The sequence below is a fragment of the Helicobacter sp. CLO-3 genome (genome assembly GCF_001854545.1).
Classification (GTDB): domain Bacteria; phylum Campylobacterota; class Campylobacteria; order Campylobacterales; family Helicobacteraceae; genus Helicobacter_B.
Genome location: NZ_MLQN01000013.1, coordinates 18,908 through 44,237, shown reverse-complemented (window position 1 = coordinate 44,237; position 25,330 = coordinate 18,908). Strand labels below are relative to the sequence as shown.

Annotated in this window: 17 protein-coding genes; 9 read left to right on the top strand and 8 right to left on the bottom strand. The window is 42.8% G+C overall.

All coding sequences use genetic code 11. The annotated features are described in order from the left end of the window. The first annotated feature begins 151 nt into the window (after positions 1-151). From metE to BKN38_RS04825, 4 genes are all read left to right on the top strand, one after another. Positions 152-2,425: a 5-methyltetrahydropteroyltriglutamate--homocysteine S-methyltransferase gene (gene metE / locus BKN38_RS04835; protein WP_070957714.1), complete on the top strand. Its 2,274-nt coding sequence runs from the start codon at positions 152-154 to the stop codon at positions 2,423-2,425. A gap of 10 nt (positions 2,426-2,435) precedes the next feature. Next, positions 2,436-2,561, top strand: a complete 126-nt coding sequence (locus tag BKN38_RS11820) for a hypothetical protein (RefSeq protein ID WP_256325538.1) — start codon at positions 2,436-2,438, stop codon at positions 2,559-2,561. Between the two features lie 24 nt (positions 2,562-2,585). Then, complete coding sequence (locus BKN38_RS04830; RefSeq protein ID WP_066456859.1) at positions 2,586-3,518, top strand: methylenetetrahydrofolate reductase; 933 nt, start codon at positions 2,586-2,588, stop codon at positions 3,516-3,518. Positions 3,519-3,684: 166 nt separating this feature from the next. Continuing rightward, a complete protein-coding gene (locus BKN38_RS04825) occupies positions 3,685-4,650 on the top strand; it encodes an NYN domain-containing protein (protein ID WP_066456857.1) in 966 nt (321 codons plus the stop codon). A 476-nt stretch (positions 4,651-5,126) separates the two neighbouring features. Here BKN38_RS04825 and BKN38_RS04815 read toward each other — a convergent pair whose 3' ends face one another. Next, the gene (locus BKN38_RS04815; RefSeq protein ID WP_066456851.1) at positions 5,127-5,453 is read right to left on the bottom strand and encodes a histidine triad nucleotide-binding protein; all 327 of its coding nucleotides are present in this window, start codon (positions 5,451-5,453) and stop codon (positions 5,127-5,129) included. Positions 5,454-5,464: 11 nt separating this feature from the next. Between BKN38_RS04815 and BKN38_RS04810 the strand changes: the two genes are divergently transcribed. The 3 genes from BKN38_RS04810 (at position 5,465) to BKN38_RS04800 (ending at position 16,271) form a co-directional block, all read left to right on the top strand. Then, positions 5,465-10,207, top strand: coding sequence for a hypothetical protein (locus BKN38_RS04810; RefSeq protein ID WP_070957713.1), 4,743 nt, complete (start codon positions 5,465-5,467; stop codon positions 10,205-10,207). After that, complete coding sequence (locus BKN38_RS04805; protein ID WP_070957712.1) at positions 10,161-14,771, top strand: PBECR2 nuclease fold domain-containing protein; 4,611 nt, start codon at positions 10,161-10,163, stop codon at positions 14,769-14,771. Before BKN38_RS04810 ends, BKN38_RS04805 begins: the two co-directional genes overlap by 47 nt. Before the next feature lie 333 nt (positions 14,772-15,104). Continuing rightward, positions 15,105-16,271 (top strand): hypothetical protein, encoded by a 1,167-nt coding sequence (locus tag BKN38_RS04800; RefSeq protein ID WP_143000206.1) that lies wholly within the window; start codon positions 15,105-15,107, stop codon positions 16,269-16,271. A 275-nt stretch (positions 16,272-16,546) separates the two neighbouring features. Here BKN38_RS04800 and BKN38_RS11815 read toward each other — a convergent pair whose 3' ends face one another. Beyond that, the gene (locus BKN38_RS11815; RefSeq protein WP_256325537.1) at positions 16,547-16,681 is read right to left on the bottom strand and encodes a hypothetical protein; all 135 of its coding nucleotides are present in this window, start codon (positions 16,679-16,681) and stop codon (positions 16,547-16,549) included. A gap of 140 nt (positions 16,682-16,821) precedes the next feature. Here BKN38_RS11815 and BKN38_RS04795 point away from each other — a divergent pair, with 140 nt between their 5' ends. Together BKN38_RS04795 and BKN38_RS04790 are read left to right on the top strand one after the other, a co-directional pair. Further along, the gene (locus BKN38_RS04795) at positions 16,822-17,040 is read left to right on the top strand and encodes a hypothetical protein (protein ID WP_066458486.1); all 219 of its coding nucleotides are present in this window, start codon (positions 16,822-16,824) and stop codon (positions 17,038-17,040) included. Between the two features lie 187 nt (positions 17,041-17,227). Then, positions 17,228-18,121 carry a site-specific DNA-methyltransferase gene (locus tag BKN38_RS04790; protein ID WP_070957711.1) on the top strand — a complete coding sequence of 298 codons (894 nt, stop codon included), beginning with the start codon at positions 17,228-17,230 and terminating at the stop codon, positions 18,119-18,121. A 121-nt stretch (positions 18,122-18,242) separates the two neighbouring features. On the opposite strand, the gene BKN38_RS04785 is transcribed toward BKN38_RS04790, so the two are convergent. The 6 genes from BKN38_RS04785 to BKN38_RS04760 form a co-directional block, all read right to left on the bottom strand. Further along, a complete protein-coding gene (locus BKN38_RS04785; protein WP_082942547.1) occupies positions 18,243-18,848 on the bottom strand; it encodes a helix-turn-helix domain-containing protein in 606 nt (201 codons plus the stop codon). Positions 18,849-19,364: 516 nt separating this feature from the next. Then, entirely contained in the window at positions 19,365-19,715 is a 351-nt protein-coding gene (panD, locus tag BKN38_RS04780; protein WP_066455846.1) for an aspartate 1-decarboxylase, read from the bottom strand. Beyond that, entirely contained in the window at positions 19,705-22,164 is a 2,460-nt protein-coding gene (locus BKN38_RS04775; RefSeq protein WP_066455847.1) for a hypothetical protein, read from the bottom strand. Before BKN38_RS04775 ends, panD begins: the two co-directional genes overlap by 11 nt. After that, the gene (locus BKN38_RS04770; protein ID WP_066455852.1) at positions 22,165-22,704 is read right to left on the bottom strand and encodes a HyaD/HybD family hydrogenase maturation endopeptidase; all 540 of its coding nucleotides are present in this window, start codon (positions 22,702-22,704) and stop codon (positions 22,165-22,167) included. An 18-nt stretch (positions 22,705-22,722) separates the two neighbouring features. Next, positions 22,723-23,421, bottom strand: a complete 699-nt coding sequence (gene cybH / locus BKN38_RS04765) for a Ni/Fe-hydrogenase, b-type cytochrome subunit (RefSeq protein ID WP_066455855.1) — start codon at positions 23,419-23,421, stop codon at positions 22,723-22,725. Positions 23,422-23,572: 151 nt separating this feature from the next. Next, positions 23,573-25,312 carry a nickel-dependent hydrogenase large subunit gene (locus BKN38_RS04760; protein ID WP_066455857.1) on the bottom strand — a complete coding sequence of 580 codons (1,740 nt, stop codon included), beginning with the start codon at positions 25,310-25,312 and terminating at the stop codon, positions 23,573-23,575. Between the last annotated feature and the right edge of the window lie 18 nt (positions 25,313-25,330).

Below are 25,330 nucleotides of genomic sequence, written 5' to 3'. Positions count from 1 at the left end.
GGCTTTTTTCTCGCAAATATCGAGGTTTGGAGTGATTTTGTTAGCGTGTGATAGCAAAATTTTTCACAAATTTTATGCAAACACATATTGTATTTTTAAAATTTTGTGCCACAATTGCACTTACAAAATCATTTCATCACAAAGGACAACTATGAGCAACATCATCGGATTCCCAAGAATCGGGCAGAATCGAGAACTCAAAAAAGCGCTAGAGGCGTTTTGGAGTGGCAAATGTAGCCAAAGCGAGCTTGAAAGCGTGGCAAAAGAGTTGCGCGCAAAGCACTGGGCGAAGCAAAAAAACCTAGAATATGTATGCGTGAATGACTTCAGCTACTATGACAATGTGCTAGATTTGGCTTATGCGCTAAATGCAAAGCCTGCGCGCTTCAAAAACGCAAGCGGGCTAGAGGGCTATTTCGCGCTAGCGCGTGGGGCGAAAGGCGCGGTGGCATGTGAGATGACAAAATGGTTTAACACAAACTATCACTATGTCGTGCCAGAGCTTAGCGCTGATGATAGCTACAAAGCCGATGCGAGCGCTATCATCGCGCAGTATAATGAAGCCAAAAATCTAGGCTATAGCCCAAAAATCAGCCTCATCGGGCTTTTTACATTTTTTGGACTTAGCAAAATCATCAAAGGCGAACCAAAAGAGATTTATAGCAAGGTGAAAAATGCCTATCTAGCGCTTATCGATGAGATCGTGGCAAAGATTCCGAATGTCGTGATTGAGTTTAGCGAGCCGATTTTCGTGCGAGGCGAAAAGGAGGTGTTTGGCGCAGCAGAATCTAGCGCGTTTGATAAAAATGAAGTGGCAAGCGTGTATGAAAACATCGCTAAAAAAGGCGTGAAAGCCATTGTCAGCACATTTTTTGAGCATAGCAAGGAATTTACCGAGATTTTGCTAAAAACGCCAATCTATGGTATCGGACTTGACTTCGTGCATGGTGAGAAAAACCTTGAAAGCCTGCAGGCTATCGCAAATAGCGATAAGGTGCTTTTCGCGGGCGTGATTGATGGGCGCAATATTTGGGTGGCAAATTTGGAATCTAAACTTGCACTTTTAGAAAAAATCGCGCAAGTTGTGCCAAAAAATAGAATCGTCGTAAGCGCGTCGTGTTCGCTTTTGCATGTGCCTTTTGGCAAAGATGACGAAAGCAAAATGGATAAAGAGATTCTCTCATGGCTAAGTTTCGCGCAAGAAAAGCTCATCGAGCTAGAGGTGCTAGAGGATCTTTTCAAATCTAGCGCACCAAAGGCAGAATCTAAAGAATTCCTAGCGCAAAATAAAGCGATCAACTCTGCGCGCGCGAACTCTTCACGCACCAACAATAAAGCTGTGCGCGAGCGCGTGAGTGCAAACACGCTAAAAGCGCGCAAAGAAGATTTTGCGACGCGCATTAAGATTCAGCGCGAGAATCTTGGCTATGGCGATTTGGCTACGACGACCATCGGCTCATTCCCGCAAACGCCAGAACTACGCGCATTGCGCCAAAACTACAAAAAAGGCGTGATTGATAAAAATGCCTATGATGAGGGCATTAAGGAATATATCAAAGACTGCGTGAAATTCCAAGAGGAAATCGGACTTGATGTCCTCGTGCATGGCGAGCCAGAGCGCAATGATATGGTGGAGTATTTTGGCGAGCAGATGGAGGGCTTTGTGTTTAGCGCAAATGGTTGGGTGCAAAGCTATGGCAGCCGCTGCGTGAAGCCGCCTATCATCTTTGGTGATGTGAGCCGACCAAAAGCCATGACACTAGAGTGGAGTAAATACGCCCAAAGCCTCACACAAAAGATTATGAAAGGGATGCTCACAGGTCCAGTGACTATCCTAAACTGGAGCTTTGTGCGCGATGATCTCTCACGCGCGCAAGTGTGCGAGCAAATCTCGCTAGGCATCGCTGATGAGATTGATGATTTGCAAAAAGGCGGGATTAGGATTATTCAGGTCGATGAAGCGGCGTTTAAAGAGGGCTATCCTTTGCGCGCGGAAAATATCAAGGCGTATGAGGAATGGGCGCTTAAATGCTTCAAAATCTCCACCGCCGTGGCGGAATCTAGCACGCAGATTCACACGCATATGTGCTATAGCGAGTTTAATGATATCATCAAAACCATCGAGGCGATGGATGCAGATGTGATAAGCATCGAAACCGCGCGCAGTGGCAATAGCCTGCTAAAAATCTTTAAACAAGTGGGCTACACGCACGAGGTGGGTCCGGGCGTGTATGATATCCACAGCCCGAGAATCCCAAGCGTGGAAGAGATAGAAGCGCAAATCAAGGCGCTGCTAGAAGTGCTGCCAAAAGAACAGCTTTGGATAAACCCAGACTGCGGGCTTAAGACGCGTAAATGGGAAGAGGTAAAGCCGAGCCTTAAAAATATGGTAGAGGCGACAAAAGCGGTGCGCGCGAAGCTGTAATTTTAGATTTTTGTGTGTGGATTTAGAATCTAGCGCGCATTTCAGAATCTGGCGCGAGAGTTTTAAAAGTAGATTCTGGGATTCTCGCGCATTTGTGTGGGCTGCGCGCCTGAAACGCTGGGTGCGAGCGGATTAAAACAAGAGAGCAAAAAGGCAAAAAATGGAAGCAAAAATTTTAGGCATAGATTTAGAATCTACCATTGCCAACCTCCACACAAGCGCGCCATTTTTGAGCCTTGAAATCACTCCGCCTTTAAGCGGGAAAATCGAAGTAGATTCTATAAGAGAGCTCAAAAATTTAGACTATATCAATGCCTTTGTCTGCACGGATTCCCCGCTAGCGCGCTTTAAGCCCTCATCCATTCTTAGCTCGCTCAAACTGCAAAATTTCTTACAAAAGCCCCTCATTTGCACGCTTAGCATGCGAGATCGCAATTCTATCGCGCTTTGTGGCGATATTTTAGCGGCAAATGAACTTGGCGTGCGCGCGTTTTTGAGCCTTACAGGGGACTCTATCAAGCTTGGGGATTGCATAGAATCTAAAGGCGTGTTTGAGGATAATTCCTTGAAACTCGCGCGCATTATTGACACGCTAAATAGCGGCTATGGCATAAATCACAAGCCCCTAAGTGAGCGCGTGCAAAAAATCTATAATTTTCATGTCATTAATTCTTATGCAAATAATATGGAAAGCCTTAAAACAAAGCTTGCTAAAAAGCTAAGCAATAGCGATGTGGAGGGCTTTTTCACCCAGCCTGTGTATGATGAGAAAAGTGGGGAGTTTTTGCTAAATAGCCTAGAGCGTCTCAATAGCGAGTATGGGCGCAAAAGCGTGCTTATTTTTGGATTTTATCCCATTTTGAGTTACAAAACTGCGCTTTTTTTGCGCGATAAATTGCCCGGCGTGTTTGTGCCAGAAAGCCTTATCAAAAGCCTAGAATCTGCTTCAAAAATCAGCAAGCAAGAGGAGGAAAAGGTGGGCTTTAAACAAAGCGCGATTTTACTCCAAAAACTCCAAAAGCTAAATAACAAAATCCACTTTATGAATCCAAATAAATTTTTGCTATTTAAAGAGTACTTCAAAGGCGCATAAAATTTGCCCTGCCAAATCCCAAAACTTCGCATCTTGCTAAACATCATTTTAAGGCTTTCTAAAGCAGCCTAAAGCGCGCTATCTCAAAGCAACTTCCTCAAAAACAACTTCCTATCGATTTGCATTAATATGCTAGAATCCAAAAATTATAAAAAGCAGGTTTGTAATGCAACTCGATATAAAATATATACGAAATGAATTTTTATTATTTTGGAAGCACTTTTTTGGCAGATTATTCCATATAAAATACGCAAAAATCGCGCTATTTGTCGATTGTGAAAATATCAACAATATCGCCTTTATCAAAATGGCTTTTGAGAATCTAGAAAAAATAGGCCATGTTGCTAGCAAGCAGTTTTATGGGCACTTCACGATGCATCATCATTTTCTCGCCTCGATAATCGAAAAAAATAATGGCAAAATGATAGAGCTGCCTATAAATAAATGGAAAAATTATGCCGACACGCTCATTATTATCGATGTCATGGAGACGCTATTATACAGGCCAGATATCACGCATATCGCTATTGTAAGCAATGACCAAGATTTCACGCTTTTGACCGATGCTATCAGGAAACACAAGCGGCACTCTATCGCTTTGACGACATTTGATTCTTTGTCAAAAAATAAATTTGATATTTTTATTCATCTGCAAGATTTTGATATCCCAGATAGTGAAAAATATGATGCTGATACGCAAAAGATTATCTATGTATTGACGCGCGATAAAACGCCTAGTGGCTGGGTGGATTATAAGGCTGCTATTCAAGCGCTTCGTGAGTTTGCTTTCAAAAAAGATTGGGAGCAAATATGCACCAAAATCGTGCTAGAAGGAAATATTATTTTTGCAAAAACAAATATCGAGGGGAAAATCACAGCATTGCGCCTGCAAACCGCGCAGGATGAGCAAGAATACAAAGATATTATCCGCGACATCGTGCTAAAGCACAACAAGCGGCACGCAAAAGCCGCCAACAGCTCCGTGACTATCAAAAGAATCCGCAGCGAAGTCAAAACGCTGGGCTATCGCAATATTTTGACGCATGACAAAATCAAAGAGATTGCCCTGCTTTATCCAGAGGAGCTTATTTTCAACAAAAATGGCAATTGGATTAAGGTGGTTTGTGGCTAAATGATTTGGGCGATGAAGGTGGCTTGGTGCAGCTAGGATGATTTTGGCGGCATTTGCGCGGCCAAAATAGCTTGTGTGGCTAAAATAGCTTGCGCGACCAAAATAGCCTGCGTGGCCAAAATAACTTGCACGACTAAGATAGCTTGCGTGACTAAAATAGCTTGCGTGCTTCAATAGTCAAGATATTTAGTGAGACTTAAAGCAGTTTGGGCTAGTCGCTTTTGCTGGTTGCTTGACTTTGCGCTTCATATAAGGCATTTTAGATTCTGGGTAACAAAGACATTATGCAAAGCTTTTGGGCTTCTACAAAGCACCAAAGCACCAAAGCACCCAAACACCAGAAGCGCCAAAACGCTTAAAACCCTAGACGCATCAAATCCCAAGTCAAATCCCAAGCAAAAAGCAAACCGCCTAAAAACGCAAAATAATTAAAACCTCGCCTCTCAAAACCGCCTAAAACTCACCAATAAACGCCCTCAAAACCCGCCCAGCTTCTCACCGCCAAGTATGTGAAAATGCAGATGCGGCACTTCCTGCCCGCTGTCCTCGCCGATGTTGGTGACTAGGCGATATCCGCTGTTTTTGATGCCAGCGATTTCTGCGACCTCATGGATGAAGCTTGTCATCCCCTGCATCAGCTCTGGCGTCGCCTCGCTGAAGTCTTTCACCGCGCGCTTTGGTATGGCTAAAATATGGATCGCCGCCTTTGGATTGATATCATAAAACGCCAAAAACGCGTCATTTTCATGCACCTTTTTGCAAGGGATCTCGCCCCGCACGATTTTTACAAAAACATTGCTCATCGCATCTCCTTTTGTGTTGGATAAATGTAGATTCTAGTAAGCAAAATCCTATCCAGAATCCAACATATGCTAGATTTTATATAAACAACTATCACAAAGACGCTACCGATCCAAATTTTCGCGATTTTGTTAGAAATAGTGCAGAGAAGTTTCTAAAAGATGACATAAAAAAGGGCATTGATAACATTTTCGCACAAAACCCCACTGCGTATAACTACGCAAGAGATCTCTTTGACACTGCGCTAAATGATTATGCCACAATGAAATCCACGCTAAAAATCGCTGATAAGCTAAAACTACGCGATGAAGCGGTGAGCTATGAGCGCGCGCTGGAAAACTTACAAAAATACGCCAGCGGGCAAGGAAGCGCCAAACAAGCCGAGCTTTCAACTGCGATAAGAAACCTAAATAAACTCACCAAAAGCATCGGCGAGGAAAACCGCGCTAGAGTAGAAATCCAGCTTTTAAATGATATTTTTCAAAAATCACTCTATGAAGCCCAAGAACTAGCAGTATTTGATTCTAAAGCATTTTTCAAGAAGATAGACTCCATAGGTGAAAGCAGCTTTTTAAGCCCGCAAGCAAAAGAGTTTATCACCATAGCTAAAGGCTTTGATTCTTTGTTTTCAAACGATGTGCGCTTAGCGCGCCTGCTAGCCCCAGCAAGCCCTGATAAAATAGGCTCAAGCATCGCTACTATAATCGAGGGCGCTGTGAAGTTTCAAGCAGTGAAAATGCTATTTGAGCAAGTCGTGCGGCTTATGCCTCAAATCCCATTTTTGCGCGGACTCAATGAAAAGATACAAGGTGCAGCAGTGCGCCACCATTTAAGAAGTGCGCTAAGCAAAAGCGTAGAGGTGAGTGATTTTAAATTCCAGCTGCGAGATAAAATCGCACGCGCACCGATAAACACACCTACAAAAGATTTGCTAGCACAAATTCTAGGCGAAGTCGAAAAAGGCGAAGCAAAGATAGCAAAGCTTTCTACGCAAGCAGATGAGCAGATAGCACGCACTATACAAGCAGAGGAAACTTGGATAAGAGAGTTTGGGCTAAGTGATATTAACCAAAGCAAAAAGGTAGAGATACACCCACTTATAAGGGAAGCTTTGGGGAAAGATCTAGAAATCACACCAAGAGACTTTGAGAAAATTATAGAAAAAGGGCGCGACAAATACATAAAAGAAATAATGCCTACGCTTAAAAATCCTGATTATGCGTTTATAGATAGTGGTGGTGATTTGATTGTAGCAAAAGATTTGGGTGATTCTTTATTTTTCACAAGTGTTAGCAGGGATTATGGAGAAGCATTTAGAAATCTTAGCCTAAGTCCTAAGAAAGAAAATACTTTAAAAAACAGACTTGCTTCAGCAAGAGAAATTATTCTTGAGCCAGCCTCCGAGCTTCGGGAGTCCTCAGCACATAAAGCTTCTACAGGCGTCCTGTCCTCAACCAGCAAGGCTAGCGATGACATTATAACACAAACAAAACCAACAACGCAAGACTCCCTCTTTACTCGCGCCCTGCAAGAAAAGCAAGCACAAATCAAAGAAGCAGAGCAAAGACTAGCCAAAGAGCAAGAACTCGCAGAATCTAAAGCAAAAGAACTCGCAAAGCTTCACGCAGACATCATAGCACAAAAGCAAGCCATAGCAGGACTAGCTGCCAATGAGCGCGTGCTAAACATAGGCGAGTCAATCCCTATGCAAAAGGTAGAAAATCTCCCTAGCACAAGTATTGCTATCAATGAAAATGAAATCTACCCCCTAGATTTTGTCATAGTAAAAAAGCAAGATTTGAAACCAAACTTCAACGCTAGCGAATTACAAGGACGCACCGAAGCAAACACACACACCATACAAGACATAGCCAATAACTTCAACCCTCAAAAGATTCTAGGACGCGGCGGCTTCCAAGATCTGCCAATCATCCGCAAAGATGGCGCAATCATAAGTGGCAACCATAGAACTCAAGGCATGCTAGAGTTTAGCCAAGAAAGCAGGGCTGCCTATGAGAATGCTATAAAAGAGCAATATGGTATCACGCTAAAAGATGATGAATTGCTTATGCGAACACCAAAGAATCTAAGCGCGCAAGATGAGCTAAACCTAGCATTCCTTAGCAACAAAGATAATCTCGATAATCTAGGCGATAAAGCCCTAGCAAGTCTAGGCAAATATGATAAAGCTATAAAAGACATTCCAAACCAAATCCAAAGCGAAAGTGTCGATGAGCTAAGTGCTAAAGTCGCTAAGCTTTTAGAAAAAGATAATACCTATCCCGACATAGAAAGCACAAACCTAGCCTTGCTTTCACACCTCGCTAAAAATAGCAATGGTAGAAACATAGCAGAAGTGCTAAACAGCCTTTCAAGGCTAGAGCCAACCGATAGAGTAAAAATCAAAGATATGTTTGTAAAAAATGCAGGAGAACTGCATAATCTATGCAATCAAGCAGCAAGCCATAGAATCCAAAGCCTAGAGTTACGCCCATATCTGCTAGATTCTATCTCTGCTACTGCAAATGCACTCACACATACTAGGGCTGAAAACTTTGAAAGATTAGCCAAAGATATAAAAGCCCTGCTAGATACCACTGATAAAAATGGCGCTAATGCTATGCTAGAAACAATGCCTAGTGTGTATAAAGACACGCTAGGGGAATTGCTGGGTGCGAGTTTGGCTAGATTTGTGCGCCTTGAGAATCCTGCTGGGAGTTTGTATGAAGTGCTAAAAGATGCGCCCGCAGAAATAGCGCATATGATAGAGCCAGCACTCTTTAATCAAGGCGGCAAAGCATTAAAAGATGCAGATATTTATGACTTCATAGAATACCTTATCCGCACAGGTGAAAGAAGCGAAGCAACTTCTAGCGTGATAGAGATGCTGCCAAAGCTAAGGGAGAAACAAAGGCTTTTTGAAAGTGGCGCAAAAGGGGGAGAATCTGTCATTACAAGAGAAAATCCATCCGTCATTACTAAAGAAGCCAGAGGCTTTGCGAGCAACGCAGTTGCGAAGCAATCCACACAAGGCGCAGAATCTACGCAAGATGGATTACTAAAGAAGCCAGAGGCTTTGCTTCGCTACGCTCGCAATGACGAAATAACACCACCAACACCAAAAGAGGAGGCGCCAGCAAATGAACTATTCGGAAAATCCGAAAAGTTAGAACAACCATTGCAAAAAATGCAACACTTCACACCAGCACCACAAGACGCCCAAACCATAAAAGAGTGGCAAGAATATCTAAGCGATGCCAATAACCCACAAAGCGCGCATTCCCAAATCCAAAACCTCATAAACCATAAAGGCATAAGCGCGCAAGAGGGCGAGGCTTTGCTAAGTCAAATGCGCGAAATGATAGAAAAAGACGCGCAAACTCTAGGCAAAATCACTGATGAGACTGCAAGTAGCATAAGACACACGCTAGATGATATAGAACACCAAGCCACCTTTAAAATAAGGCGCGATTATGCCAATGATTTGGAGAATCTACCAAAGGAGTTTAGGGAGGATTTAGGCTTTGGCGATAGCAGATACAAAGCGATTGTAGAAAATCCTGCAATAAAACGCCTAAGCGAGCCTCTAAGCGATGAAGCACTCGCGCAAAAAAGCCTAGAAAACACCTACAAACAAATGCAAGATGCGCTAAAAGAGGCAAAAGATACAGGGCAAAAAACAGCGCAAATACACGAAATACTAAAGAAAATGACAGGCAATAAAGTGGATTTTACCACCAAAGATTTGGTGAAAATCAAAAATGACAGCTATCAATTCCAACCAAACACGCTAAAAGAAATAAACAATGATACGCTTTGGGCTTATAGAAAAGTAAGGGAGACTAGAGAGGAGTTTTTTGGGATAGAACCTATCAAAGAGTTTGGCACAAATTATGCGGAATTTTACCATAAGCCTATAGAAGCCTTTAAAAAGCTCCAAGCAGAGCAAAGCGGGCAGATAGCTGGGGCGTATGAGCGCAAAGAGCTAGGCGATATAGATTTAGTTTGGGGAAAAGTATGGAGGGATGAAAAGGGGGAAATACAAGGCTATGGGCTTAGCAAGATTTTAGACAAACATCCCGAAATCACAGCAGATTTGCTGGATGAGATAGTGAGAAAGGGCGCGGTAGAAAATGCAAATGGGCGCTATTCTTTAGTGTTTGATAAATATAGAGTGGGATTAAAATCAAACTGGAAAGGTGAGCCGACACCAAATAAGTGGATTATAACAGCGTATGAAGTAGAAAATATGGATAAAGGCGGAGTTAAGTCGATCCGCACTAACTCCATTGCTTCCAAAGATAGTCCCTTTGAAACCTTTGCCAAAGATTCTACCACACCAAAGCCAACAGCACAAACAAATGCGCCAGCACCAAAAGAAGCATCCGAATTTAAAGAGCTAGAATCTAAACTTTTGCATATCAATGATGAAATAGAAAAATCCGCCAAAGAGATGCTCTCTCAAGGCAACCCTATGAGCCAAGAGACCAAACAAATACTGCGAGGCTTTAGAGCAAGAGAGATTCTAAAGCCCATAGAAAAAGCCTACTTTGGCAAAGAGTATCCAAAAGAGCTCGATGAGATCCTTGCAAAATTTGGCTTTGAAAGTAACAAAGCCCTATCAAATACCGCGATATATCTAAAAAATAACCCAAAAGCAGCGATAGAGGCATACCAAGCAGACTACAAAAACCGACTGCAAAAACGCCTTGCAAAACACCGATGCCAAAAAATCAAAAGAAAATTTGCGCTATGAGCTAAGCAAAATCCTGCCAAGAGCACAAGTGCAAAACCTAGATAACATCGTAAATACCAAGCTTTTATCAGATATAAGAAGTGGCAAGGATTTGGCGCTTTATGAGGAATTGGCAAACGAGCAGATAAAAAGGCTAAGAGAGGGCATAGAATCTAGCCTAAATATAACGCCTATCAAAGAGTTTGGCACAAATTATGCAGAATTTTACCATAAGCCTATAGAAGCCTTTAAAAAGCTCCAAGCAGAGCAAAGCGGGCAGATAGCTGGGGCGTATGAGCGCAAAGAGCTAGGCGATATAGATTTAGTTTGGGGAAAAGTATGGAGGGATGAAAAGGGGGAAATACAAGGCTATGGGCTTAGCAAGATTTTAGACAAACATCCCGAAATCACGCCCGAGATTCTAGCGGATATTATAAATAATGGAACACTCAAAAGACAAAAAAATGAAGCGATACAGATTCTAAAAGATGATTATAAAGTCGTGCTGAAGTCAAACTGGAAAGGTGAGCCGACAAAAAATAAGTGGATAGTAACAAGCTATGAAGCAAAAGGCGAGAAAGGCTCAAGTATATCATCTGAGCCTTTAACTAAAGGGGATGATCTCCCTTTAAACTCTGCCAAAGATTCTACTACAAAAGACGCCCAAAGTCAAATAAACCCCATAATACTGCAATCAAACGCGCATATAGGCAGTGGGATACTTGGCGGAATGGTAGCGGGAATCGAGCAAGATGAAAATGGCAACTACACATTTAACCCACAAAACTTCATTCTAGGATTTTTAGGCGGCGCAGCAGCGAGTAAGGCAACGCAAGCCGCGTTTAAAAATCCAAAAATCAAGACTAAAGCAGAAAAATTTGCCAAAGTGGCTTTTGAAAAGTCAAAAGCCACTTTGCAAGATTCTAATCTAGGCGAGCGCGTGCAAGAACAGCTCTATCATACCTTTGGCAAAGGACTCACAAAAGCCCTTGATGCTCGAGCCTTTATGGTAAATCCAGCTAAGGCTGCCAATCAAATAAAAAACACGCTAGAAAAAGAAGTTAAAGATATTCACGACCACATAAAAGATTTAAACAAATGGTTTGAAGATATGGATATCCATAGAGTGGATTGGGATTTGATACAAAAAGAGCGCACAAGGCTAGAATCCAATCTCAATGAAATAACGCCTAAATATGAAGCAGCACAAAAGGCGTTTAAAGATGCGATAGATAATAGAGCACAAACGACAGGCTTTAGGGACGAATCAGATATAAGGGCACTCAAACAAGAACAAAAAGGCATCCTTACAAGCGAACAAGAGGAGAGTGTAAAGAGATTTTATGAGCTTGAGACACAAATAGAATCTCTAAGGCAAGCATACTCCCCACTAGTGAGACAAAAAGATGATGCAGAAAGGCTGTTTAAAGTCTTTCAAGATAATGCAGAGGAGCTGCGTATCAAATCTGCTATAGCAAAGCTAAAAACCCTAGATGAAATGGATGCCTTTGCAGAACAAGAAATCTCTAAACTACGCGCACAAAGGAAATCCTATCTGCCAGAGGCAGATACCAAAGCTTTGGAAAATGAACTCAAAGAAGTAAGGCATGAGCTTTCTAACATAGGCTTGAATAATAGAAAGATAAAAGAGTGGAAAAGAGCACAAGGTGGCATACTCACCAAAGAGCAAGAAGCACAGGCAAATCATTTGCGCTTTTTGCGCGAGCAAGAAAAAAAGCTAGAATCTAAAATAAGCTCAATGCAAAGTGATGTAAAATGGAAAAATAGAGATATAGAAAAACACAATATAGCCATAAGAGATAAAATCAACTTCATATTTGATGAAATGCCTACTATGCTTTCAGCTGAACGCAGGGGATTTGATGAGGAAGTGGAGCAGAATGTAAAAGCGCTTTTGGAGGATGGCTACACACAAGAGCAAATAAACGCACTCAAAAGCAAAGCCTATGATAGAAATATCCGCGCTCAAGAGATACTAGAAAACTACGATACAGAAGCTATAGGCAGAGGGTATGATGGGTATTCTATGAGTAACAATGCAAGGGATGCCTACAGCCACAACATAAAGCCACTAAGCAAGTGGAATAAAGAGGATGCCGATGCGTTTAGCGAGCTGCTAGGCGCTAAAATATCGCTAAAAGATTTAAAAGAGTTTCTAAAGCTAAATGGGCAAAAAGGCTGGCATCACACCTCTATGCACTACAACAAGACAGATTTTTACTCGCTGGCTGAAGCGGTGCTTTATGGTAGAGAGTGGCTAGAGTCTAGATTTGGAAAGGATATATTTGTAAAGGGCGCAAAAGGGGCGAGTGGCGGGAAAGGGCTAGTTTTTCAAGACCAAAAAGGCATCACGCACACCATAAGCCCGCAAACCCAAGAACTTTGGCTCAATACCTTTGGCTTAAAAAATATCGATGAAACCTATATCCCAAAGCACAATCAAGACATACAAAAAGCCCTGCAAGGTAAAGAAGTGCGTTTGCAAAAGGGTAGTTTGCTAAAGCTTGTCGCACAAGGGCGCGAGGAGCTAATACCACAAATCAAACAAGTGCTAGATGAGCCAGAAGCGATTATAAGAGATTTAGACAATGGGATTTTATTTGTTAAGCATATTAGGGATGAAAAATATATCGTCAGTGTAAATGTCGATAAAGGGGATTATCTTGTAAGCATTTCTAATCACATAAAACAAGACAGGACGCTAAATAATAAAATTTCAGCAGGCGCAGAAGTTTTGTATCAGTCTCCAAATCTCAAGTCATCCCGCATCGATTTTTTACAGGCTTCGCAATCTTTCACCAACAAGACTGACGCCAATAATTCTACCACGCCAAAGCTAACAAAACAAGATACCGCCTTAACCCTTGATAATCTTTTTGAAATGCAAAAAGCAGGCAAGTTTCAAGACATCATAAATCTACCCACCAAAGAGAAAAAGAGACTTTTGGAAATAGTAGAAAAAGAGAATGAGAAAATAGCCCCTCTAAAACAAAGCGTAGAGACTATAAATGAATTTAGGGAAAAAAGCGGCAAGCTAGGCAGTATCACCATACTTCTCAATCAAAAAAGCTATGATGAGAATCTAGCAAGGTGGCACAAAGGAAGTCACAAGCTTACCAAAAACGAGGATGGCACGCCTAAAGTGTTTTATCACGGCACAGGTATCAATAACCTAGAAACATTCCAAAGCAACAACAACTACGGACACTTTTTTTCAAGCATAAAAGATGAAGCAGATACCTATAGCAAAGATGGTGGAAAAACTTATAGCCTCTATCTAAAAATGAAAAATCCATTTGAAGCAGATAAAATAAGCATAAACACCAAAGCCAAAGCGCAAGAGCTCATCGATAGCTTTGGGCTTGTAGATATAGATACATACAAGCCCTATAAACTCACTGACAAAGAGTTTGCAGACTTTTTGGATAGAAAAGAGAAGTTTTTGGCGTTTAAAAACTTGATAGAAAAGCATGGCTTTAAGCTAAGCGAGTTTAATGGAGACAACTTTACTATCATAAAAAACAACAAAGCCTATAGAAGCAGCCTTGATGATGAGAATCTAAAAGGCGAGCTAGGCTTTTTGCAAGGCTTTGAGAAACAAAACATTGGCTGGTGTAGAAATGAGCTAGATGCGCTGCTAAGAGATATTATGAGCCCCTCCACACTAGAATATAATAATATTTTCAGAGCAAATAAGGGCGAGGAGTTTAAAACCAAGCTAAAAGCAAAGGGTTATGATGGCATAAAGTTTAATGACTATCAATTTAGTGTATTTGATAGCAATCAAATAAAAAGTGTAGAAAACAAAGGCGGCTTTAATGGTAGGAATCCGAATATTATGTATTCTGTCGGCGGTGGTGGCAGTATCGCAGGAATCGAGCAAGATGAAAATGGCAACTACACATTTAACCCGCAAAACTTCATTCTAGGCTTTTTAGGCGGTGCAGCAGGATATAAAGCATTGAGTGCGTTGGCTAAAAAATATGCTACAATGCAAAGAATAAGAACGAAAAAGGAAAATCCTTTGCAGTATGAAATTTATAAAAAAATAGGCGATTCGCAAAAAAATGGGCGCAATATGTCTTTGCTTGGAAAAGAAGCTTTGAGTCAAGATACTCTAGCTTACATCGTTGCCAAAAATACAAGAGCGGCTTTTAACAAACTAGACAAAGAAAAAGCTTTAGAATTAGGTTTTAAATATCCCGACGATGTTAGAAGGACTATACAAGCAAGCGACATAATACATACTTTAAAAAGACATGGTGAAGACTCCGCTCTTGTAAAGCGAAGCAGACAAAGGGCTGTAAGTTTGGATGATATTGCAAAATATCAAGATTATGCAGACAAAGCGGATATTAAGCAGATAAGTTTTGATAAAGGCAAAAGGGCTGTTTTGGTAAGCGCCAAACAAGTAGATAATGAATTTTATGTCGTGGTAGAGCAAATAAGAATGAAGCTCAATGAACTTTCATTTAAAACCATGTATTTTGATAAGGGGAATCTGAAAGATAAAAACACCCTCGAACGCCTAAGGCTAAACGCCCCCAAGTCGTTTGAGTTATGAGCTCAAGCTTGGTTAGATAGGTTTCTATCGAAGGTGTTTTAGAGTATAGCACATTTTGCTTAATTTAGTCTTAGCTTTAAAGATATGTTTTGAAAATGGAGAGTGCAAGGCAGACACTCACAAGAACTAGAAAACTACGAAAAAGAACTGCAAGCCAAAGTCGATAAACTGCAACAAAAGCGACTAGAAAGCCTGCTAGCACAAAAAAGAGTGATAGACAATCCTAGCTCACTACACCCGCACGAGACAATAGACATCCCACTAGACCAAATACACACAGGCGCAAAGATTGGGGATATAACAGCAAAAAGTCAGAGACTAGAAAAGGCGTTTTTGGATAGTAGCGGGAGAGTGGATACAAAAAAGCTGAATGCTTATACCACACCTTTACCTAAGGCTTTGAATAGGGAGGAGTTTTTAAAAAGCTTCCCACAAACAGACAAAAATCAAAACACGATTCTGCAAACACCAATGGGAAAATTAATCGTGAATGTTAAAGGCGCTTGGGAACATATGAATAGGAAAAATACATACAGGAAAGATAGAAGTAGATATAGCGGGGCATTTTTACTAACATTGCGAGACCCGCTATTTGTAGTCAAGCAAAAATACAATGGAGTGTCGAACACATTATCGCACTTACCGCAAACTGCCAAAAATGCCAAAATGCAGAATGGGAACTTAAGCCAAAGTATTGATAGGCAAATTATAGCCCAAGATTCTTATGCTTTCTTTAAACCTTTTAGTATGGAAAATGGATTTAAATATATGGTAGGCTATGCACTTGACATAAATGGCAATCTTGTAAATACTACTTTTTATCCACTCGGCAATACCAATCTTAGTAAGATTAAAAAAATGATGCAAGGCAAAGATGAGGATTTACTTTATTTTAAAGAGGCGCAAATGCCAAAGTATAAAGAAAGTGGCAAAGAGGAATTTGGTATAATGCCAAAAAATACACAAGGCAAACAAGTGGCAAGTAATGATATTATCAAGTTATTAGAATCTAGCCCAAACAAAGGGCGCGATATGCCAGTGATTGGCAGGGAGAATTTAACGCCAGAGATTTTGGGTTGGAGCTTGCAAAACAAAGCTAGGGTGGCTATCGAGAAAATAAATCCGCAAGATGCGAAAAAACTTGGCTTTAAATACACCGATGATGTGCGTAGGACGATAAGTAGCGATGAGATACTGCACACATTAAAAAGGCATGGCAAAGAAAGTGCGCTTGTGAAGCAGAGCAAACAAAAGGCAGTGGAACTTGAGGATATAAGCAATTATGTAAAGTATGCTGATAACGCTGACAAACAAGTCGTTGGTATTGATAATGAAAAGAAACCTGTAATTATCAGTGGCAAGCAAATTAATGGATATTATGTGATTGTAGAGCAAATAAGAAAGGGGCAAAATGAACTTAGTTTTAAGACTATGTATTTTGAAAATGGAAAACTAGAGAATAACGAAGCATTTAAAAGGTCTAGCTCAAACGCTACTTAAGCTTACGAGGCAAACGCTAATTCTTTTGCTAGACCTGCATAATGATAGCATATTTTGCTAACACAAAACTTAAACTTTGGGATAACGCGCGAGGTGCCCCCAAAGTCAAGCTTAACCTACCTTTTAACCCTTTTTTTATCCTACACTAGATTCTATACTGCGCCTATCCAAGAACTTTGCTTCGTGAGTGGAGCTTGCTTGCTTTTGCCTTAAAGCAAGAGGGTATCTTGGATTTAGTCAAAAAAGGCAATGTAATGGAAACCGCAATGAAAATTTTATTTGGCATTTGTATCATATGTATTGTAGCTTTGTATAAGCGTGCTGGGCGGCACAGAGAATACAGAATACGCAGCTTTAGGCGATAACATCTGCAGCGTTTTGGCTTTTGCAGGTTTTATATGTCTTTGCATTAGCATGTCGCTTTGGCATGAAGAAGGGATAATGGAAAGATGGGATAAAGAAGTCGCCAAAAAAAGGAGGCTAAAGAGAAACAAGCGCAAGGAAAGCAAGCGCAAAATCAAAAACAAGCGCAAGAAAAGGCAGGTGATTTATGGGTGATATAGCGAGCGCAAAAAAGACAGCCACTAGAACCATAAGCGTGGTGCAAATCCCCGCAATGGATACTTCTTTTATGGATGAAATCTTGGAGGGTGGAATCGCAGATAGCGGCTTAGATTCTGGCGATATTTATTTTGCTAGCCAAACGCCAAAAAGATTTGATGTAGATAAAGCAGTGGCAAATTTTGATTTTGATATAGACTTGGATTAGGGGCTAAAATGGATATAGATTTGTTTTTGGCTTTGCTTTTGCTTGGCGGGACAATTTGCGGGAAAATACTTGCTTGGCTTTATAAAGATAATATAGAGAAAAAAGTTATTTTTGGTGATTTTTTGCCTTTTTGCCTTATGATTATTTTTTTTGTGTGTATATTTTGTTTTTGGTGAAAGGTAAGGAAATGACGCCAGAAATTGCCAAACAAATCACGCAAGAAGTCCTAAAAGAAATAGAAAGCGAGCAAAAAATAATTTTTGTGCGAAGCGAACGCAGCGCAGTTTCTTTAGATAAAAAGCAAAATATTACCCCCCCCCCCCACTATCAAGGCGAGCCTATGAGCCAGCCTATCCAAAGTCAGCCTATCCAAAATCTTTTGGGCTTACACCACCGCGAGGCGCTAGAATTTGCCAAAACAATCCCAAATGACAGCATCGATTTAATCATAACCGATCCGCCCTATGACTTCGCGCAAGCGCATAGTGGTGGCGGATTTGTTACCAAGCAGCCTTATTGGAAAAATATCGCTAGCAAAGCAAAAAATTTTGCTTTTGGCTTTGATTTTGCGCTTTTAGATGAGTTTGAGAGAATCCAAAAATCGCGTAATTTATATATTTTCTGCAACGCGCGCCTTTTGCAAAAGCTGCTAAATTATTATCATAATCTTGGCGTTTATCATATCGATGTGCTAATTTATCATAAGACAAACCCGCTGCCTGCATTTAAATACCACTATTTGCAGGATTTGGAATATATCCTTTTTATTTGCGATGATAAAAAGAGTATGAATAACACTTTTGAGACAAGCTCAAAGCTTTACAGTGATAAGATTCTAAGCAAGGCTGAACGCTACACCACGCACCCAACCGAAAAGCCTTTAAAACTTATTGAAAATCTGATTTTAAATAGCTCAAACAAAGGGCAGATAGTCTATGATCCTTTTAGTGGCAGCGGGACTACAGCACACGCGTGCAAGAGCCTAAATCGCGAGTTTATCGGAACTGAAATTGATGAGGATTTTATCAAGCAGAGCAAAGATAGGCTAGCGCACAAAGTCATAGGAAATTTGTTTGCGTGAAAATAAAATTTTTGATATAATTGCAGTGCTTCCTCTATAGGTGCGCCTATAGAGCCCCCTAGAGGCACCGCTTTTGGTGCGTAAGCATACGCGCTAGGGGTTTTCCACTTTGCCTTTTACTTCATTTACGCTCATTTTCTAGCATTTTTATTAGCTCATTTGTTGAAAGCTTGGTAATATCGCATTCTGCGTTTGCATTATCTACGATACTCGCTTCTTTGCCATAAAGCGACACTTTCAAATCCAGCAGCATTTTTGATACTTTTTCAGCGCACGCGATAAGCAAAGGATCGGGCTTGTCGTTTTTATCGCGGATTGAGAGCATACGCATGAGCTCATCTTTGGCGATAAGCGCGGTTAGTGAGAGATTCTTTTGGTTAAAATTTAGGCTCATAGCCTTTAATAAAATCTCATCAGTGCTAGAATCTAGCAGATTATTTAACACCAGCTCATCAATATCGCGCGCTTGCACGCTTAATTCTTGGCGCACTTCTCTTTTTAGGCGATTTTTGGTAGCGCCTAAAAAGGTGTCTATCTTGTGATTTGCCAGCTCATCGCGCACTACTTCACCCTGCACCTTTGCTATTGCTTTGCCTTTTTGCCAGCCCTCCGCCTTTATCCAATGTGCGAGCGTGCGATAGCTTATGCCAAATTTTTGTGCTACTTCTTTGGGTGAAAAGGAGTGCAGCTCAAAGTATGCGCGGATCTCTGCTTTGTTTTCTATCATTTTTTCCTCAATCGGCTTGTCTTTTTGGCAAATTCTCTTGATTGCTTCGGCTCGCTTGTGCGATAGCCATCACAGGCTTATCTCCGCGCTCACCTTGCAAAGCAAGAGAATTTTCTCAAAACAAGCCAAAGACGAAGTTTCTTTAGTAATGACAGAAAAGTTTTTTAGATTCTGCGACAGTTTAGAATCTGTAAATTGTCATTGCAAGGAGGCACAGCCGACGAAGCAACTATAAAGATGTAAGTTTGTGGCAAGATTATCGTTATTAATAAAGAGTGTGGCTGACAAAGCGGGCTATAAATCCTAGAATCCAACATGCTACGCAAATCCTAAAAACTAAAATACCGCGCGAATCCAGAATCCAAAATATCACGCTTTTGTTGGTGCAACCTTGGAATCTAAAAATGCGCGCAAAACCAGAATAAATCTAGAATCTAGAAAATGCTGCACGTTTGCCAGTGCAGTGTGTTTGTTGGTGGTGTTTTAGTGTAGTTTCAGCAAAAATTTCCACAAGTTTCAATGCGGTTTTATGCGGTTGTTTTCATCTACTAGGACGACTTTTGGCTTGTGGGCGCGCGCTTCGGTGGCATCCATGTGAGCGTATGCGATGATGATGATGATGTCATCTATCGCGACTTTGCGCGCCGCTGCGCCATTCACGCACACCTCGCCCGCTTTGTCGCCCACGATGACATAGGTGCTGAAGCGCTCGCCGTTGTTGATGTCTAGCACATCGACTTTCATCCCCTCACACAGCCCCGCCGCCTCGCAAAGCGCGCGGTCTATGGTGATAGAGCCGACATAGTTTAGGTTCGCGTCGCTCACGCGCGCGCGGTGGATTTTGGCATATAGCATCTCAAACTGCATTTTTATCCTTTGTCGCGATGTCAAGCCAGCCATCTTCTGGCAAGGTCAGCGAAATGTTTTTGGGAAAATAGTGGATGATTTTATCCAAAAAAACCTTGTGCGCGAGCATATCGCCGCAAATAAACGCCTCTTGCATCGAGTAGTTTTGCTGCATATCGCGCGCGAAATTGCCAAAAAACTCCGCCATAGAATCCAAAATCCCATAGCTCAAAATCTCGCGCTCAACGCCCGCTAGGTGGAAGCTCATGCAGCTGCGAAGGATTTTTGGCGCATCGAGCGCCAGCGCGCCTTCATTTGTTTTGATAAGCTTGTAATCTATGCGCGGTCCTTTGTCGCGGATGCAGAGTTTGGCGCTATTTAGGATGGCTTTTGTCGCGGCGGCGTTTGGCGCGCTTTTGTCGCAGTAGCCTAAAATCTTGGCGATTGGCGCTAGGATGTCGAGGAGGTTTTTGGTGGGTGTAGTTGGTGTGGTTGGTATGCGTGGCGTATTTGCCGCGCTTGGCGGATTCTGCGCGCTTGAAGTGTGTGGCGTGTCTGAAGTGCTTGGTGCGCTAAAATCCAAGCTCTCCTTGCCAAATGCTGCGCCGAAATTGGCGATGAGTTTGTCGGCGTCTTGGTAGTTGGATTCTAGCGTGGCTAGCAGCGTGCGCACATCGCTTGGGAAAGAAATCTCTAGAAGCTGAAAAAACGAAGTCCCATCATACGCCCATATCGCGCTATCATGGCGCGTAGAGAGATAGATGATGAGCTTTTTTTGCGCGTGGATGAAGGTGGATTCTGAAGCGCTAGATTCCGGCGTTTTGGATTCTACTGCTTTGGATGTTTGCGCTTTGGATACTGATATATTAGAATCGCGCGCGCTTTTGTCAGAATTTGCTTTTGGCGCGGCAGAATCTGCGTTTGGCGGAGTTTGGACGCTGGATGCTCGCGCGCTAGAATCTAGCGGATAATGCCTTTTGATAAGCTCAAAAAGGCTAGCTTTGGCAAAACGCTCTTCTAAGATAATACCGCTTTTCTCACAAACTAGGAGCTGCGATGCTGGCAGGCTGTATGATAGCGTGTAGCGAAGTGCAAGTGGATTTAGTGTCGATACATGTGGCGCTGGCGCTGTTTTTGCCAAAGATTTTTGCTTGATGAAGGCATACTCAAGCCCGCTAGCCCGAGCCAGCGCGCCAAAAAGCGCAAGCATGGGATCTGGGCAAAGCGAGCAAATAGCCTCGACTTCGCGCTCAAGCATCAAATCTTTGGCAAAAACTTCTTTGGCACAAAGGCGCATGCTAGGCTTCTCAAAGCTCGCCAGCACCGCAAGCGCAGCAGAATCCACGCGCATAAAAGTTTGCAGCGCGCTAATGTCAAAAAACATAATACTATCGGTTTTTTCTAGGCTTAGCGTGAGAGTGCCGCGCGGTGTGTGAAAGGTGATGTCGCGGTGCGATTTTAGCGCGCAAAGCATAGAATCTAGCGCGCTAAAAATATAGGCGTGATTTAGCGTGTCTGTGGTGGCAGATTTTGTGGCTTTTGCGGCTTTTGTAGTCTGGCGCGCGCTTGATTTTTGGGTGGTTTTTGTGCTTGTTTTTGTAGTAGATTCTGCGAGTTTGGCTTGCGCGCTAGGCGCATAATCTATAGAGGTAAAAATAGCGCGTATTCGCCTATCCAAAGAATCTAGCGCCTTTTGCCTTATTCTAGATTCTAGTGCCCTTAGGCGCTCTGACATTTTGGGGATTTCCAACGCATCAGAATCTTTGAGCTTCAAAAAGCTGGCGATAAGATTATTTAGCGCGAAGATGCTTGGCATAGTGATTGGCAGTGATTTGAGCGGCTTGCGATGGAAGCGCTTGGGGCGCGCGGATTCTGCGGGTTTTGCTGCGGGGTCTATGTATTCCATGCGGTCAAACACCACATAAATGCTTAGAGGCAAGCTAGTGCTGATGATCTCTGCAAAAACTAGCACGCGCTGCTGCTCTATGCCTAGCTCGGCGTTTGATAAGTCGCTGGAATTGCTAGAATCATCGGCGTTAGAATCGTTAGAAATGCTAGAAATGCTGGCGCTAGAATCGCTAGCGAAATCTTGCGCGATTCTAGATTCTATCTTTTTAATAGTATCTTTGTTGTCAATGTTTGCGCTATTTAGTCGCACAAAAAAGCGCAGTTCATGCAAGGCTTTTGCGCTGTTTGGCGCGCTTGAAGCGGGCGCAGTATGACTAGTGCTAGCAGAATCCGCGCTAGAATCCATTGGCGCGCCAGAATCCGCAAGCGCAGCAGCAGGCGTGGCAGAAGACACAGAGGCAGAATCCACACGCCCCGCCTCCCCTCTAGATTCTGCACCTCCACATTCTGCAAAATCCGCTCGATACTCCAGCCCAGAATCCAGCGCAAAGCGCGCCAGCAGCGCCTCAAATCCGCGCAAATACGCCCTGTTTTTTTGTGTTTTAAAATATAAGCAAAACAATTAGTAGCCTTTATAGGAATGATTGGCTATTTCTTGCAGAGGGATAGAATCTACTTTTTTGATAGCAAAGCCCAGATTTTCTATGTAGCGCAGCGCCTCTTTTTCCATAGTCGCGACATTTGCCAAAAGCTCGCGTGAGAGCGCAAAGCTCGTATCTTCGCCGATGATTTCTGGGATGATGCCTACGATATGAAGCGGCGGCAGATCGCCCATGACTTCAGTGAGGCGCAGGGTTTGGAGCATCTCGACTTCATGCGCGCTCCCAGCCCATGTGACTTGCTCGGGCAGCGCACTAAAAGGGAAGCTATACACATCGCCTATCGCTGCGCCCTCCACAGCCACGCTATCTAGCATCAGTATGTGGTCGTATTCTACGATGAGCGGGATGAGCGCTTGGGCTAGCGTGCCGCCATCAATGAATTCTATTTGGTGCTGCTCGGATTCAAATGCGTAATTAACCTTTAGATAATTACACAAATGCACGCCGATCCCCTCATCGCCAAACAAAATATTGCCAATGCCAAGCACAAGGACTTTCAACGCCAAATCGCCTTTAGCCTAGACTTTGAGATCTTTGGTGTATCTTATGCCGCTTACGATAGAATCCACGCCGCCATTGGGGTATTTTATCGCATTCCAAACCGCCATATAAATATGCACCGGGATAAAAATCACAAATCCCCAAGTAAGGATATGATGTATCACGCGCACATTGGCAAGCCCGCCGCACACGACTTCTACCCATTTAAAACACACGCCTAGCACGCCGCCAAGCCCGCTGTGATAGACATTGGCATAGAGTGCGACGCCTGTGATGCTTATAAGCAGCACCAAAATCGCCAGCGTAAAATATGTGACAAATTGCAGCGGATTATACGCACCATCGATATGTGGATGTTTGCCAACTAGCATATAGCTAAGCACGGTTTTTATCCAAACTTTTGGCTGTTTTATCTGCGGGAATGATGCGCGCTCTTCCTTGCTGCCTTTGTCAAAGAAAAACAAATACACCCTAAAGCATGAAATCGCTATCAGCACAAAGCCAAAAATAATATGCGCGCTGCGGATATATGCTTGCGTAAATATCGTGGGCTCGGTGCTTGGGGTGCTTTGTAAAAATGGCATAGCGATGTAGGTGCCTGTGAAAATAAGCACAAAAATGCTCAATGCCCTAAGCCAGTGAAAAAGGCGCGTGAGCCCTGAAAACTCGGTGTGGGCTTTAAACTCTTGAAGCCCAGAATCAATAGCATCTCTCATAAATCCTCCTTAAAGTGCCAAAATGCCAGAATCTGCATACTAGAATCTAAAAGCACTAGAATCAAAAAGCAAAATCCAAATGCGCTTAGAATCTAAAATCTAGACGCCAAAATAAACGCCTAGAATCCAAATGCGCCCAGAATCCCAAAATCTAGATTCTAGCAAAGCTTGGCTCGACTTTATACTCGCTAATCTTATTGCCCTTCGTATCAGTCACATGCACCGCGCACGCGATACAAGGGTCAAATGAGTGTATATGTCGTATGATTTCTAGCGGCTGGGTGATGTTTGCCACTTTTGTGCCTATGAGGCTCATCTCATAAGGTCCTTTTTGCCCTTTGGAGTCTCTAGGTCCCGCATTCCAAGTAGAAGGCACCACCGCTTGATAGTTTTCTACCTTGCCATTTTTTATCCTCACCCAGTGGCTAAGCATACCGCGTGGGACATTGCCGATGTAGCGCCCTTTGTATTCTTTGCTTTCATGGATATGATAAGGCGCGCAAGTGGTTTTATCCACTTTTAGATTCTGGATGAGCGTTTCTAGTGCTTGCAACCCATACTCACAAATCGTGCGTGCTTCGATACCGCGCGCCGCTGTGCGCCCAAGTGTCGTGAAAAGTGCCTCCACCGGAAGCCCTGTCTCTTTCAAAAACTGCTGCGCGATAGGCGTGATGTATTTATTTTTGGCTGCTAGTGCCACGACGACAGTGGCTAGCGGTCCTACTTCCATAGGCTCGCCATCATATCTTGGAGATTTTATCCAAGAGTATTTGCCCTCATGCTGCAGGTTTTTGGTAGGGATTTCTTTGCCATCTGGTCCGATGCTCGTGCCATCGACAAAGCCAGTATATTCTGGCGTCGTCTGCCCATCGTATGGATGCAAGCCCACTTTATCGGTATTTTCGTATTTATACCAAGAGTTGGTGACTTCTTCAGAGATTAGGTCTTCATTTATCTCGATTAGCTTGCTTATATCACCATTTTTGACGATACCTGTGCTATAGAGCCACTCATCAGCGCCTATTTGCATCTCACGATAAGAGATGAAGTTTTTCAAGCCACAGCCATGCTCTGCGACTGAAGGCTCTTTGGCATACACGCGCCCAGCCATCACTAGATCCGCCCAATACGCGCGCTTCACAAAATCCGCCACTTTTTTAAACTTAAACTCCCATTCGCCAAGCCTTGTTGGATCCATGATATCCATGACACAAGTCACGCCACCCACGGTTAGGCTTTGAGGGTGTGGCTGCTTCGCGCCAAAAATCGCCATAAGCTTCGCTGCTTCGCGCTGGATTTCTAGAAGCTTGAGATAGTGAGAAAGCACGATGAGATTCTGCTCTGGCGAGAATCTATAAGTCTTATGCCCCCAATACGCATTTTGGAATGGTCCAAGCGCGCCTTGTTTGACAAAATCACCCACGCGTTTTTGCACCGCTCTAAGCTCATCCTCGCCGGTATAGATAGGCTCGCTTGTGTATTGGAATGCCTCTTTTGCTGCTTTGGCAGGGTCGGCACTTAGCGCATTTACGATATCACACCAATCAAGCCCATGAAGCGTGTAAAAATGCACCGTGTGATCGTGCAAGAAAAGCGCTATATTCATGAGGCTTCGCACCATTTGCGCATTTAGCGGGACTTTTATCCCTAGCGCGTCCTCTACTGCCATGATACCTGCTTTATAGTGGCTATAGGTGCAGACGCCACAGATTCTCTGCGCGATAAATCCAGCATCGCGCGGGTCGCGCCCGACGATGATTTTTTCTAGCCCGCGCCACAAAGTAGAAGCAGAAAACGCATCTTGTATTACATTATTTTCATCCACGATCACCTCTATTCTTAGGTGTCCTTCGATTCTGGTGATAGGATCTACGATGATTCTTTTTGTCATGCTCTCTCCCTTTTGTTA

Bases quoted from the DNA above. Each gene is read 5' to 3' on its own strand.
- BKN38_RS04790 (WP_070957711.1), top strand. From the start codon at position 17,228: ATGACGCCAGAAATTGCCAAACAAATCACGCAAGAAGTCCTAAAAGAA.
- BKN38_RS04795 (WP_066458486.1), top strand. From the start codon at position 16,822: ATGGGTGATATAGCGAGCGCAAAAAAGACAGCCACTAGAACCATAAGC.
- panD (WP_066455846.1), bottom strand. From the start codon at position 19,715: ATGCAGTTTGAGATGCTATATGCCAAAATCCACCGCGCGCGCGTGAGC.
- BKN38_RS11815 (WP_256325537.1), bottom strand. From the start codon at position 16,681: ATGCAAAGACATATAAAACCTGCAAAAGCCAAAACGCTGCAGATGTTA.
- metE (WP_070957714.1), top strand. From the start codon at position 152: ATGAGCAACATCATCGGATTCCCAAGAATCGGGCAGAATCGAGAACTC.
- BKN38_RS04760 (WP_066455857.1), bottom strand. From the start codon at position 25,312: ATGACAAAAAGAATCATCGTAGATCCTATCACCAGAATCGAAGGACAC.
- BKN38_RS04825 (WP_066456857.1), top strand. From the start codon at position 3,685: ATGCAACTCGATATAAAATATATACGAAATGAATTTTTATTATTTTGG.
- cybH (WP_066455855.1), bottom strand. From the start codon at position 23,421: ATGAGAGATGCTATTGATTCTGGGCTTCAAGAGTTTAAAGCCCACACC.
- BKN38_RS04785 (WP_082942547.1), bottom strand. From the start codon at position 18,848: ATGATAGAAAACAAAGCAGAGATCCGCGCATACTTTGAGCTGCACTCC.
- BKN38_RS04815 (WP_066456851.1), bottom strand. From the start codon at position 5,453: ATGAGCAATGTTTTTGTAAAAATCGTGCGGGGCGAGATCCCTTGCAAA.
- BKN38_RS04830 (WP_066456859.1), top strand. From the start codon at position 2,586: ATGGAAGCAAAAATTTTAGGCATAGATTTAGAATCTACCATTGCCAAC.